Raw genomic sequence first — 12,317 nt, forward strand, 5'->3', positions numbered from 1 at the left:
CTCTGCGGAAACATGTTCAGATAAATCTCAGACCACTGGATTCCTGCAAAGGGCGTTGACGTTTCAACCCGGATATTCATCACTGGCACAGGATCGAAAGCGGTGTTCAGAGAAGATTGGAAGATAAAATGAACTGGGATGAATTCTCGGATTGGGGCGCCAAGATTGCTGAGTGGGCACAGGATTACCATCTGACTGTCGGCGACAATCCGGTTCGGGCCAGAACGGAACCCGGTGATATTCTTAACGCCTTACCCGCGCGCCCTCCCGAGCGCTCCCAGGCGATGGAGGAAATCTTTCACGATTTCGAACAGATCGTGATGCCTGGGATTACCCATTGGCAACATCCTCGCTTTTTTGCCTATTTTAATGCAAACGCCTCGGCCCCGTCGGTTCTGGCCGAGTTTCTAACCAGCGCCATCGCTCCGCAATGCATGTTGTGGCAGACATCCCCCGCCGCGACCGAGATGGAGACGCGGATGATGGATTGGTTGCGGCAGGCCCTGGATCTGCCCACGGGCTTTGCAGGTGTCATTCAGGATTCCGCCTCGTCCGCGACCCTGGCCGCTGTGCTGACCATGCGGGAAAAGGCGCTGAATTGGCAGGGCAACCAACATGGGTTGTTCGGACAGAAACCGCTGCGCGTATATTGCTCGGCCGAAGTCCATACCTCGGTTGATCGCGCCATATGGGTTGCGGGGATCGGGCAGGAAAATCTGGTGCGGGTGCCCATACAAGGCGACTGGCGCGGGATGGACCCACAGGCGCTGGAAACAGCAATCCAAGCCGATTTAGACTCTGGTTATCAACCAACCGGCGTGATCCTCTGCGTCGGCGGCACCGGAACCGGCGCGACCGATCCGGTAGAGGAATGTCTGAAGATTGCGCAAAAATACGGGCTATATTCGCATGTCGATGCAGCTTGGGCTGGCTCGGCCATGATATGCCCCGAATACCGCCATTACTGGGAGGGAGTCGAGCAAGCCGACAGCATCGTGTTCAACCCGCATAAATGGCTGGGTGTTCAGTTCGATTGCTGCGCCCATTTTCTGAAGGACCCCGATGATCTGGTACGGACACTCGCGATCAGCCCGGAATTCCTGAAGACCCACGGCAAGGACGGGATCATAAATTATTCTGAATGGTCGGTACCGCTGGGCCGCAGGTTCCGAGCCCTGAAACTGTGGTTCGTCATCCGCGCCTATGGTCTGGAAGGGCTACGTGAAAGGTTGCGCAATCATATAACATGGTCAGTGGCTCTGCATGACCGGCTGAAAGCTGAATCCGATTTCGAAATCACCACTAACCCTATGTGGTCATTGTGGACATTCCGCTATGCCCCCCCTGGATCAACCGATCTGGACGATCTGAACCTACGGCTGGTCAATGCGATCAATGATGATGGCCGCATTTACTTGACTCAAACCCGCGTTGATGGCGACTTGGTGATCCGCTTTCAGGCCGGTCAGTTTGAGACCACGCAGGCAGACGTCCAAATGGCATTTGACGTGATCACTGAAATCGCCCGCTCGCTAAACTAGAGGTTCCACATGTCCGCACCCGTCAACACGTTCAAACAAGCCCTGAAAAACGGCGACCATCTGATTGGTTGTTGGTCCAGCTTTGCTGAGGCGGTAACAGCCGAGATCATGGGCACTGCCGGATTCGACTGGCTGGTGATCGACGGTGAGCACGCGCCGAATGATATCCGGTCCATCCGGGATCAGCTGATCGCGCTGGCCACCAGTCCGACACATCCCGTCGTGCGAATCCCGGTGGGCGACACCGCATTGATCAAGATGGTGCTGGACGCAGGTGCTCAGACAATCCTGGTACCGATGGTGGAAAGTGCTGAACAGGCGCGCGATCTGGTACGTGCCTGCCGCTATCCGCCCCAAGGTGTGCGGGGCGTCGGCGCGATGGCCTCACGCGCAACGCAATACGGAACGGTTCAGGACTACATTCAGACCGCAGACGATCAGATATGTCTGCTGTTACAGGTGGAAAACCGCGCCGGTATCGCCGCATTGGATGCCATTGCACAGGTAGAAGGCGTGGATGGCGTGTTTATCGGTCCGTCTGACCTGTCCACTGACATGGGTTTTCAGGGAAACAGCGCCGCGCCCGAGGTCCAGGCGGTGATCGCCGACGCGATGAAGCGCATCGTTGCAGCAGGCAAAGCCCCGGGCATTCTTGGTGTCACGGATGAGGCATCGCAGGCCTATAAGGACATGGGCGCCCAGTTCCAGGCGGTGGGGATCGACGTGATGCTTCTGACACAGGCGGCGCGTGCCCTGGCCGCAAGGTGGAAGGCCTAAGCCCGCATCGCCGAGGCCGCCTGAGCATACCCGCCCGAGGCACCATCGACGAAATGTACGTGATCGTCACGGGTGGCCGAGGGGACAAAGCAGGTCATCATCGCCTCGTCCTGTGCATGCAAGCCATAGTGGATGCTGCCCTGTTTCCGAGCCTGTTCAAGAACGGTCTGAATTTGCTTCAAGGTTGCCGGGTCACAATCCAGCGTCATTTTAAGACCGTCATCGAATTTGCGGAAATCCGCATTGCGACTGACCGTGCGCTTGTAGTGACCAGGCTCGAAATTACCCAATCGCTTTCCAGATTTGAACAGCAGTGCGATCATCAAATTCTGCGCCAACAGCTTGAGTTTCTGTACCAACAGATTGCGACCCGCACGGGAAACATGGGCGTCCAGCGCCAAACCAGGCGGAGGCCAGCGGATCGGAGGGCCGCTTTCCGGCATCGGGTGGCCGGACCGGTCCAATCCTTCAGCGGCCACTAGAACAGCCCTTGACAGGTCGGCGAAATCGGTCTCGGTAGCGCGGGCAGTTGGCTGAACCACCACCGAGACAATCTGACCATTCTGCGCCTTGCTGTTGGACCAGCGGCAGGACAGCCCGGTCAAATCCGGCAGCGCCCCAGGGGCTGCGTACGGAACCTCAAACCGGCCTGCTTTCATCTCGGCCTCGGCCCAGGCCAGACCACCGCCCGAGAACATTGCATAATCCACCCCCTCGGATGGCGCGTAACGCGCAACCCGAAGATCCTTGCCCGCCTGCCGGATTTCGGCGACGGGCACGACGGCCCCACGCAACGCGATCGAGAACTCTTCTTCTGCCCAGCGCCGCAAATCGGCCAGAACGCTACGTGCTGCCTCTGCCGCGCTTGCCGGTACGGCGAACCCGGCACCATCACCCCCAAAGACATAGGGAAATTCTTGCCCGCGAAGCGCATTGATCATGGCCGAGATCACCGCGGCCCCAACCATGTTCACGGCCTTGTATCGTCCCCGCTCTATCTGACCGGTGGAATCCACGACATCTGCGACACCAAGAACCCATTCCGTCGGCACCGCGGTAAAGCGTTCAGGATCGGTCAGATTGTTAAAGTCCCGCAACAGCGGAAGGCTGTCATAAAATGCGGCCTGTGCATCTTTCATTGGTTCCTCGACAATATGAATAGACCTTCAGATAGCCCAAATTTGTTCGATGTCCGCTGAAAACATCATAGCACACGCGCTTGTACATATCACGGGGACATGCCAAGCATTTGCTGGCGGGTTGGGCGAAAGAGGCGTCTCATGAAAACCGGACTGGTGGTTCTGTGTCTGGGCTATGTGCTCAGCCAATTTTTTCGTGCCTTTCTTGCCGTGCTCAGCGTCGATCTGGGGCGTGACATCGGGGCAAGGCCCGAAGATCTGGCCTTTGCTTCGGGGCTTTGGTTTCTGGTCTTTGCCGCCATGCAACTGCCAGTGGGTTGGGCGCTGGACCGGATCGGGCCGCGTTTGACGGCTGCGGTTTTGTTGCTGGCAGGCGGCGCGGGCGGCGCTACGTTGTTTGCAGTGGCCAGCACCCCGTTTCATATCGCAATCGCGATGGGGCTGATCGGAGTCGGGTGCTCGCCCGTTCTGATGGCATCCTATTACATCTTTGCCCGCGAATACCCGCCCGCCCGCTTTGCCACGCTAGCAGCCATCATGCTGGGCGTTGGGTCGGTCGGCAATCTTGTGGCCTCCTACCCCACAGCACTTGCGGTCGAACTGATGGGCTGGCGCGCCACAATGGCTACACTGGCCGTCGTTTCGGCCATTATCGCAGCGGGCATCTGGATCAGCGTTCACGACCCCAAACCGGTTGAGACCGAGCATCGCGGGTCAGTGCTGGACCTGCTGAAAGAACCTGCCCTGTGGGCCATCCTGCCGCTGATGCTGGTGGCCTACGCCCCCGCGGCTGCGACACGAGGCCTGTGGGCAGGTCCATATCTGAACGACGTTTTCGCCCTCAGCACTACGCAGATCGGAACCGCGACGCTGGTCATGGGGGCGGCTATGATTGCCGGCACCTTTGCCTATGGGCCACTGGACCGGCTGCTGGGAACACGGAAATGGGTGATCTTTGGCGGCAATGCCTTGGGTGCGGCGGCGCTGGGGCTGTTGTGCCTGTGGATCGACTTGGCGGTCTGGGTGTCAGTAAGTCTGATGGCGGTGATCGGTTTCATGGGCGCCAGCTTTCCGGTCATCATGGCCCATGGCCGCGCCTTCGTGCCACCGCATCTGGTCGGGCGTGGCATGACCCTGTTGAATCTGTTCGGCATCGGCGGAGTGGGACTGGCGCAACTTGTCACCGGCCGCGTCCATGCCGCGACAGTGGACATCAGTCCAACCGCGCCCTACACAGCGATATTCGGCTTTTTTGCAGTCACGCTTGCCATTGGATGCGTGATTTACCTATTCAGCCGCGACAGCGTTGACTGACGCTGGAACCATCGGGAGAGCCCATGTCCGACCCTGTTGTCATCGCACCCAACCTCAAACGCAGGCTGTCCGGCGTGACCGCGACGATTGCGCGGCTGGTGCCTTTGCAGGTGCAATGGATCGACATCGCCGCCACCGGACCGGGCCTTCCAGCCGACCTGCCCCATATCCCGCTGGGCCGCCTGCCCTTTCTGTCGCGCAAGACCACGCGCGTCTGGCATGCGCGACGCAATACCGAGATGCTGTTGGGCCTGTTCCTGCGCAATGTCTTTCGTCTGCGCCTGAAACTGCTATTCACCAGCGCCTCGCAGCGGTCGCATACGGGCTATACCAAATGGCTGATCGACCAGATGGACGCGGTGGTTGCCACCTCGCGCAAAACCGCCGGATATCTTGAGCGGGACGCGCAGGTAATCATGCATGGCATCAACCTGCAGAATTTCACCCCGCCCGCGGACAAAGCCGCCCTGCGGGGCAAACTCGGCCTGCCCGGTGGTCTGCTGCTTGGGTGCTATGGCCGTATCCGGCATCAGAAAGGCACCGATGCTTTCGTCGATGCGATGATCGACCTTTGTGGCCGTTTCGAAGACGTCCATGGCATCGTCATGGGCCGCGCGACCGAAAAACACACCGGCTTTCTGGCCGAGTTGAAAGACAAGGTCGCCAAGGCGGGCCTGTCTGACCGCATCCTATTCAAACCCGAGGTCACTGTGGATCAGATCGCCGAGTGGTACCAGGTGCTGGACTTGTTCATCGCGCCACAACGCTGGGAAGGCTTTGGTCTGACCCCGCTCGAGGCGATGGCCTGCGGCGTGCCTGTGGTGGCAACCGATGTCGGTGCCTTTGCAGAGATCGTGACCGACCCCTCACTGGGCCATGTGGTCGAACCGGGGAACATTCCCGCCCTGGCTGATGCCGCCGCTGAAATGCTGTCGAACCCCGAGTCGCTGGCGCTATCCGGCAGCGCCGCCCGCGTCCATGTGGAACAGAATTTCGACATCTACGGCGAGGCAAAGACCTTGGTGGCGCTCTATGAACGGCTTCTAACCGACGCCTGAGGCGATGCACCGCGTCAAATCGGTGTCATTGGGGGAAATATCCCGTGAAACCTCTTTTTTCTTTGCTGCAACGCGGCTATGAACGCGCGTCCTTAACTTTGGAGACATGAAATGGGCTATCGCGTCGTAGTCGTCGGCGCCACAGGTAATGTGGGCCGCGAAATGCTGAACATTCTGGCAGAACGCCAGTTCCCCATCGATGAACTTGCCGTGCTGGCAAGCCGTCGGTCGCTGGGAACCGAAGTAAGCTTTGGCGACAAGACACTCACGACCAAAGACCTGGACACGTTTGATTTCACCGGCTGGGACATGGCACTGTTTGCTGTGGGATCCGAGGCGACCAAGGTCTACGCCCCCAAGGCGGCGGCGGCTGGCTGCGTGGTGATCGACAACTCGTCCCTGTATCGCTATGACCCTGCAATTCCGCTGATCGTGCCGGAATGTAACCCCGAGGCGATCCACGACTATAAGAACAAGAACATCATCGCCAACCCCAACTGCTCGACCGCGCAGATGGTTGTCGCGCTGAAACCGCTGCATGATCGCGCCAAGATCAAGCGCGTCGTCGTGTCGACCTATCAGTCGGTTTCCGGCGCGGGCAAAGAAGGGATGGATGAGCTGTGGGATCAGACCAAAGCCATCTACAACCCCACCACCGAAGTTCCGCCGAACAAGTTCCAGAAGCAGATCGCCTTCAACGTCATTCCGCAGATCGACGTCTTCATGGAAGACGGCTCGACCAAGGAAGAGTGGAAGATGGTTGTCGAGACCAAAAAGATCGTCGACCCGTCGATCAAGGTCACAGCCACCTGCGTCCGCGTACCGGTATTCGTCGGCCACTCTGAGGCCGTGAATATCGAGTTCGAGGAATTCTTGGACGAAGACGAAGCCCGCGATATCCTGCGCGAAGCACCAGGTATCATGGTGATCGATAAGCGCGAACCGGGCGGCTACGTCTCGCCGATCGAATGCGCAGGTGATTTCGCCACCTTCATCAGCCGCATCCGTCAGGATTCAACCATCGAGAATGGCCTGAACCTGTGGTGCGTCAGTGACAACCTGCGCAAGGGCGCAGCGCTGAACGCGGTACAAATCGCCGAATTGCTGGGCCGTGAGGTCCTGAAGAAGGGGTGAGCGATACGCACAACCCTTAGCATTGATTAAGTAAACCCCGCTGCATGGTCAGCGGGGGGTTTTTTTATTGAACGTCGGCAAGGCGGACTTTCCGGCTGTTCGCTGCGGGTGCATTGTGAACCGCCCGGCACGGCTGATACGCGCAGAAAGCGGCCTTTGCAAAGTTTAACGAACGGCCCAAAGCGTGGTAGGCCTGTTGCGTTGAGAACCGCTGAAATCAACCCAAAGCGGACGACGAAAAGATGGCCAATCGGCAAAGGTTTTTTGCGTTTTCCTAACAGCGGCTACTCAATTGCCTTGCGAAATGTCTCCGTCAGCCGTTTGTTCAAACCGTGATGAGGTTCGGCTGAAGAACCGTAGTGCAACTCCGCCAAAGCAGCGATGTCATTGAAAATGACTACGGAGCCGCCTTCTTCATTCGCGTAAACCAATAGTTTTTGGCAAAAGGCATCCAAACCAATTGCCGGAAAGTCCGCCATAGCCACACCACCGGGCGCTGGTCCGCCGAATAGCAAGAGAACAGCATCCGGCAGCTCCGTCCCCAGTTGGGACGCTTCGGCCGCAAAATCGATCTCCCCAAACCAGACTGTATCGTCCTGTCCCATCACAGCTGTCCTGACACGTTCCACTGCCTCTGGAACGCTGAGCTCAGATCGCAATTCGATGATGCCATGGTTTGCAACTAATCCTTTGGTCGGCGCTGGTGCTGCATCCAAGTCGTTCAGGACTTCGAGCAACTTGTTCTCAAATGCATTCAACGCTTGGGTATTGATTAGACCATGCCGAACTTTGAGAAACTGAGAGTCTGTGTATTCGATCTGCGGTCGACCATCCTGATCGAATGAAAGAACGCGAAAAGGAAGGTCCAGACCTGCACGTACGTTCTCCTCCAGTATAGGTGTGTTTACCTCTGGATCAGAGAAAACGAGTACACGAGATGCTGGCATTTCGACGCCTTCGGCCTTGGCCAGGCGCGCGTGATCTATCGATGCGATTGGAGCAGCTCCCGCTTCGGAAACGGCAGTCTCAAGCTCTAAGAAGTTTTCGTCCACCGCGGTCTGGACAGATGAAGATTGTGCAAAAGCGGATGCCGAAACTGATAAAGTTGCGATCATCGAGAAAACAAAGCCAGACCTCACCATTTTACCACTTCCTGTTTCCTCGTACTTTTTTCAGAGAAACCGCCGCCAGAGCTGCAAAAGCTATCTCGGCTGCAAGATAAAAGAGAAGTACCCCGTTCGGAACTCCATCGATAAGGATGCTTAGTATGCGCCCAACGGCCAGTCCTGACATAAACAAAAATAGAACCCACAGCGCGGGGCGTTGTAACTCTGGTTTCGAAGCAGCCGCCAACCAAAACAGAGCGTTTGCCATGTAAAGACCCATAATCGCTCGGAAAACATGCGTCAGGTTCGTCCCTTCCACTGGAAATCCCAGCAAAACTGGGATCGAACGGCCGGGCATCAGACCGTATGACAACGCAATTGGCACGAGGCCGACGGCAGCAAGCAGAAGGACTAATCTAGCACTCATGGAGGACTCCTTCTCGTAGAGGTTTCGCTTTTTGCGAAATTCCTAGTCGGTTATTTTGGGCATCCGATGATCCGAGCCGGATGCCCACGCTGCGGTGGGAAAGGCGTATTGGTTGCCTCGCTTCCTCTACTGAGAGATGCCGCCTTCGGTTGATGTTTGTTCTTCAACATGGTCTTGATTGGCGACCGGCTTCCCGCGCGGAGGGAACTCCTCGAAAGTAGCGAGATGTGCCTGCACTAACCGGGCGGCTGGGCCGAATGCCCACATTTTCTCACCCATCCAGCGGACGTACATACCGCTTTCCTCCGCAGCTTTTTCGTAGGGATCGCGGCGGAGGTTGAAAAGCAAGGGGGCGACCAATTCTTCCTTCGGGCCTGACCAGCCGTGGTTTTGAACGACAAAGTGCGCTTTCCAATCGTTGTAGCGTACTGCTTGGAGGTCTGTACCCTGATAGTAAATCAGCTCGCGGCGATTGCTCTCTTCATCCTCACCCGTCAGGTAAGATAGTTGATTGTAGCCATCGAGATGCACTTTATAGCCTTCATATCCCTCTAGGAGCTTTTCTCTTAGATCTGTCGGACCTCCAGCCGCAGCTACAAATGTTGGCATCCAGTCCATTCCGCTGAAGATGCCATTCAAGACTTGACCTTCTGGAATTTTGCCCGGCCAGCGAATAATCGCAGGAACTCTAAAGCCACCTTCCCAAGTAGTACCCTTTTCCCCATGAAACGGTGTCGTACCACCATCAGGCCACGTCAGTGTTTCCGGGCCATTGTCTGCGGTGAACATCACTATGGTATTATCGGCGACTCCCAGATCCTCAAGGTGGCTGAGAACGTTACCAACGTTGTTGTCCAACTCCTTCATGACAACATCCTGAAGTCCGCGCCCATTGCCCAACATAGCTTCGTATTCGGGGCTGAGGTGGGTCCAGACGTGTGCACGGGCTGGAGCCATCCAGACAAAAAACGGAGTGTCCGACTCTACTGCACGAGAAATGAAGTCCTTCGTGTAAGATGTCACTTCGTCATCCAAAGTCTTTTGGCGCTCAGGAGGCGCAGGCCCGTCATCAATAATGCGCTGCTTCCCGACTTTTCCAAATCGCGGGTCGACTGTTTCGTCTACCTCCTCTGTTGCAAATGAATGAATGATGTTGCGAGGCGCAAATTGCGCGTTGAATTCTGGGTCGTCTGGCCAATCCGGATCAGACGTATATTCCATAGCATTCAAGTGATAGAGCCAACCCCAATACTCGTCGAAACCTTTTGCAGTCGGTAGGAACTCATTGAGGTCGCCTAGATGGTTTTTTCCGAACTGCCCCGTCGTATACCCCAACTTTTTCAGGAACATCGGAAGCGTTGGGTCATCTGGGTTTAAACCTACCGGATCTCCCGGCAGTCCAACCGTGTGCATACCAGTCCGTATTGGCAATTGTCCGGTCATGAAAGCTGATCGACCGGCAGTACAACTTGGCTCGGCATAATAATCTGTGAGACGAGCACCCTCAGAGGAGAGGCGATCCAAGTTCGGCGTCTCGATGCTTTTGACACCTCCGTGGTAAACGCCGACGCTCGCCCAACCTACGTCATCTGCCATGATGACAAGAATGTTGGGCGGGGTATGTTCGTCGGCCCAAGCTCCAGTGAAAGCAAAGCAGACGGCACCCGTTACTGAGATAAGCTTGTTCATTAAGACCTCCCGACTTGGTACTTCTTACCAACCATAGGAAAAACATCGGCTTAGAGGAACGGTCTGATTTGTTAACTTTTTGGGCTCAGCACCTTGGTGCAAGAAATTTCTTCGACCAAAAAGCCCGCCAAGCCGGAATTGCAAAGTCCTGGGTTGAATGTCCGGTTTGGGCTGAGTGCGGTCGAATGCGCTTGCAGCATTAAGGTTGTCTCACTGGGGCTGCAACGGGCTCAAAGCCGCCATTCGAATACACCTCGGGGTCCTCTAAATCACCCCTGCCCCTCGACCAGCGTTTTCAGATTATCCAACCCGCGCTGGTAATCTCCGCCAACCCATTTATCCATCATCAGCCCCATCCAGCGGGACATGGGATTCATACCCAATTCGGATTCAAACCCCCAGGTCACTTTGGTGCCGCTGCCCTCCGGCTGCAGTTCAAACATGGCAATGGCAGTGCCCATTGGACCAAAATCCAAGGCGGTTCTGACCATCTGGTTTTCAACGCTTTCGGTGATCTCTTGCGAACCGGTGCCGACCTGCCGGTGATCCGACGACCAGTTCAGCACATTCCCGACCCCAGAATCAGGCCCGCCATAGGTCAGCTTCGTCTCGGCATCACGAGATAACCATGGCGACCATTTCTCGGTCTCCTGCATGGAGTTGACATAAGGAAAGATGACCTCGGGCGGCGCATCAATCGTGATGCTACGCGAAACTTCTGCTTTGCCTGGCAATATAAAGGACACCCCTACCAGAACCAGAATCAAGACTAGCAAAGTGACAAGAACACGTTTGATCAATCGCATGGAATGCTCCGAATCCCTAAAATGACATCCCAAACTTATCAAAAAAACAGCGCGGAATCAGTAGTCTGATCCGCGCTGCCTGAAATCGTCGAAAATCCGCCGGGTCAGACGACCACGAATTTCTTTTCGCCGGGATCATAACACTGAAGGCCACCTTCACCGATATCTGTCCACAAACCGTGCAGGCTGAGCGAGCCGCTCTCTACCGCCGCGGAGATGAAGGGGAAGGTCATCAGGTTTTCGAGCGAAGCAACAACCGCCTGCCGTTCGAACTGGCGTGCTTGGTCGGTGCTGTCTTCGATATCGGCAACCAGATCATATTTTGGTTTGAGGATATCCATCCAGCGACCAACAAAGCTTTCTTTGGCTTCCAGTAGTGGTGCCTGGCCCTTGCACATGTCGATACAGCCCTGCACACCACCGCATTGGGAATGGCCCAGCACGATCAGATGCGCCACTTTCAGCGCGGTCACCGCGTATTCGATGGCAGCACTGGTGCCGTGATGATCACCGTCGGGCGCATAAGGCGGAACCAGGTTTGCAATGTTGCGGTGAATAAAGAACTCACCCTGATCCGCCCCAAAAATCGAGGTGACATGAACCCGGCTGTCGCAACAGGAAATCACCATGGCCCGCGGACGCTGTCCTTCGGTGGCCAGGCGGCGATACCAGACCTGGTTTTCCGAATATGTGGTGGCTTTCCAGCCATGATACCGATTGACCAGATAGTTTGGCAAAGGTTTGGCGAATTCCATTCTTGTGTCCCTGTTCATGTCTCGGTGGACTGCTGTAACCTGAATTCGAAGAAAATTCGAGCCATTATCCTGCCCCATGGCAAGGTTTTGCAAAGGAATTGCGCACCACATTCGGGCTATGCCGTGGGGGCGTATAGAATTGGGGTGAATGTGGTGGAAAAGATCGTCACGCTTGAACACAAAGAAACAGTGCGGCTGGATTCGGATCGTCTGAATGGGCTGTATCGACAACTGGGTGAGAAAAACGCGTTGGACGTGCTGTGTCGCACGGTCGAGGAATTGGCGGTGCGCCTGTCGAATTGCGAGCGGTTCTGGAGACAGCGTGACTGGGCCGGGCTGCGCAAATGTGCGCGATCCATTGTGGCCATTGCCGAACAGATCGGAATGATGGCGCTGGCCTGTGTGGCCAATGATGTGGCGCAGAATGTGGACGCGGGCGACTCGGTCGCCGCCGGGGCCACGCTGTCGCGGCTGATCAGGGTGGGTGAGAAATCGCTGACCGTGATCTGGGATCAGCAAGATCTTTCGGTCTGACAGGGCTTGCGGACGGTCCATGGACGGCTAGGTTGGG

The 12,317-nt window shown here is 56.5% G+C and carries 12 protein-coding genes; 6 read left to right on the plus strand and 6 right to left on the minus strand.

Annotation, left to right across the window (positions count from 1 at the left end; all coding sequences use genetic code 11):
* Positions 1 to 128: 128 nt before the first annotated feature.
* Both AC2FFB_RS18370 and AC2FFB_RS18375 read left to right on the plus strand, forming a co-directional pair.
* Positions 129 to 1,541, plus strand: a complete 1,413-nt coding sequence (locus AC2FFB_RS18370; protein WP_496714266.1) for a pyridoxal phosphate-dependent decarboxylase family protein — start codon at positions 129 to 131, stop codon at positions 1,539 to 1,541.
* 9 nt (positions 1,542 to 1,550) lie between these two features.
* Positions 1,551 to 2,318 (plus strand): HpcH/HpaI aldolase family protein, encoded by a 768-nt coding sequence (locus AC2FFB_RS18375; RefSeq protein ID WP_496875273.1) that lies wholly within the window; start codon positions 1,551 to 1,553, stop codon positions 2,316 to 2,318.
* Here AC2FFB_RS18375 and AC2FFB_RS18380 read toward each other — a convergent pair.
* The gene (locus AC2FFB_RS18380; protein WP_496875274.1) at positions 2,315 to 3,457 is read right to left on the minus strand and encodes a DUF3095 domain-containing protein; all 1,143 of its coding nucleotides are present in this window, start codon (positions 3,455 to 3,457) and stop codon (positions 2,315 to 2,317) included. The two genes, AC2FFB_RS18375 and AC2FFB_RS18380, sit on opposite strands and share 4 nt — an antisense overlap.
* A gap of 141 nt (positions 3,458 to 3,598) precedes the next feature.
* Between AC2FFB_RS18380 and AC2FFB_RS18385 the strand changes: the two genes are divergently transcribed.
* From AC2FFB_RS18385 to AC2FFB_RS18395, 3 genes are all read left to right on the plus strand, one after another.
* Positions 3,599 to 4,771 carry an MFS transporter gene (locus AC2FFB_RS18385; RefSeq protein WP_496875275.1) on the plus strand — a complete coding sequence of 391 codons (1,173 nt, stop codon included), beginning with the start codon at positions 3,599 to 3,601 and terminating at the stop codon, positions 4,769 to 4,771.
* Positions 4,772 to 4,794: 23 nt separating this feature from the next.
* Positions 4,795 to 5,829 carry a glycosyltransferase family 4 protein gene (locus tag AC2FFB_RS18390; protein ID WP_496875276.1) on the plus strand — a complete coding sequence of 345 codons (1,035 nt, stop codon included), beginning with the start codon at positions 4,795 to 4,797 and terminating at the stop codon, positions 5,827 to 5,829.
* Between the two features lie 111 nt (positions 5,830 to 5,940).
* Entirely contained in the window at positions 5,941 to 6,963 is a 1,023-nt protein-coding gene (locus AC2FFB_RS18395) for an aspartate-semialdehyde dehydrogenase (RefSeq protein WP_142637551.1), read from the plus strand.
* Positions 6,964 to 7,247: 284 nt separating this feature from the next.
* Here AC2FFB_RS18395 and AC2FFB_RS18400 read toward each other — a convergent pair whose 3' ends face one another.
* From AC2FFB_RS18400 to AC2FFB_RS18420, 5 genes are all read right to left on the minus strand, one after another.
* The gene (locus AC2FFB_RS18400) at positions 7,248 to 8,078 is read right to left on the minus strand and encodes a DUF302 domain-containing protein (protein WP_480476242.1); all 831 of its coding nucleotides are present in this window, start codon (positions 8,076 to 8,078) and stop codon (positions 7,248 to 7,250) included.
* Positions 8,079 to 8,106: 28 nt separating this feature from the next.
* On the minus strand, positions 8,107 to 8,496 hold the full coding sequence (locus tag AC2FFB_RS18405; protein ID WP_170582982.1) for a DUF4345 domain-containing protein: 390 nt from the start codon (positions 8,494 to 8,496) through the stop codon (positions 8,107 to 8,109).
* 126 nt (positions 8,497 to 8,622) lie between these two features.
* Positions 8,623 to 10,185: an arylsulfatase gene (locus AC2FFB_RS18410; RefSeq protein WP_480489018.1), complete on the minus strand. Its 1,563-nt coding sequence runs from the start codon at positions 10,183 to 10,185 to the stop codon at positions 8,623 to 8,625.
* Between the two features lie 269 nt (positions 10,186 to 10,454).
* Positions 10,455 to 10,991 carry an SRPBCC family protein gene (locus AC2FFB_RS18415; protein ID WP_496690513.1) on the minus strand — a complete coding sequence of 179 codons (537 nt, stop codon included), beginning with the start codon at positions 10,989 to 10,991 and terminating at the stop codon, positions 10,455 to 10,457.
* 104 nt (positions 10,992 to 11,095) lie between these two features.
* Positions 11,096 to 11,746: a carbonic anhydrase gene (locus AC2FFB_RS18420; protein WP_142637545.1), complete on the minus strand. Its 651-nt coding sequence runs from the start codon at positions 11,744 to 11,746 to the stop codon at positions 11,096 to 11,098.
* Between the two features lie 144 nt (positions 11,747 to 11,890).
* On the opposite strand from AC2FFB_RS18420, the gene AC2FFB_RS18425 reads away from it, so the two are divergent.
* Positions 11,891 to 12,280 (plus strand): hypothetical protein, encoded by a 390-nt coding sequence (locus AC2FFB_RS18425; protein WP_496690522.1) that lies wholly within the window; start codon positions 11,891 to 11,893, stop codon positions 12,278 to 12,280.
* Positions 12,281 to 12,317: the final 37 nt, after the last annotated feature.

The sequence above is a fragment of the Ruegeria sp. YTSA219 genome (assembly GCF_059609985.1).

Coding starts and splice junctions, on each gene's coding strand:
- AC2FFB_RS18390 (WP_496875276.1), top strand. CDS start 4,795: ATGTCCGACCCTGTTGTCATCGCACCCAACCTCAAACGCAGGCTGTCC.
- AC2FFB_RS18375 (WP_496875273.1), top strand. CDS start 1,551: ATGTCCGCACCCGTCAACACGTTCAAACAAGCCCTGAAAAACGGCGAC.
- AC2FFB_RS18395 (WP_142637551.1), top strand. CDS start 5,941: ATGGGCTATCGCGTCGTAGTCGTCGGCGCCACAGGTAATGTGGGCCGC.
- AC2FFB_RS18370 (WP_496714266.1), top strand. CDS start 129: ATGAACTGGGATGAATTCTCGGATTGGGGCGCCAAGATTGCTGAGTGG.
- AC2FFB_RS18410 (WP_480489018.1), bottom strand. CDS start 10,185: ATGAACAAGCTTATCTCAGTAACGGGTGCCGTCTGCTTTGCTTTCACT.
- AC2FFB_RS18380 (WP_496875274.1), bottom strand. CDS start 3,457: ATGAAAGATGCACAGGCCGCATTTTATGACAGCCTTCCGCTGTTGCGG.
- AC2FFB_RS18415 (WP_496690513.1), bottom strand. CDS start 10,991: ATGCGATTGATCAAACGTGTTCTTGTCACTTTGCTAGTCTTGATTCTG.
- AC2FFB_RS18385 (WP_496875275.1), top strand. CDS start 3,599: ATGAAAACCGGACTGGTGGTTCTGTGTCTGGGCTATGTGCTCAGCCAA.
- AC2FFB_RS18400 (WP_480476242.1), bottom strand. CDS start 8,078: ATGATCGCAACTTTATCAGTTTCGGCATCCGCTTTTGCACAATCTTCA.
- AC2FFB_RS18405 (WP_170582982.1), bottom strand. CDS start 8,496: ATGAGTGCTAGATTAGTCCTTCTGCTTGCTGCCGTCGGCCTCGTGCCA.
- AC2FFB_RS18420 (WP_142637545.1), bottom strand. CDS start 11,746: ATGGAATTCGCCAAACCTTTGCCAAACTATCTGGTCAATCGGTATCAT.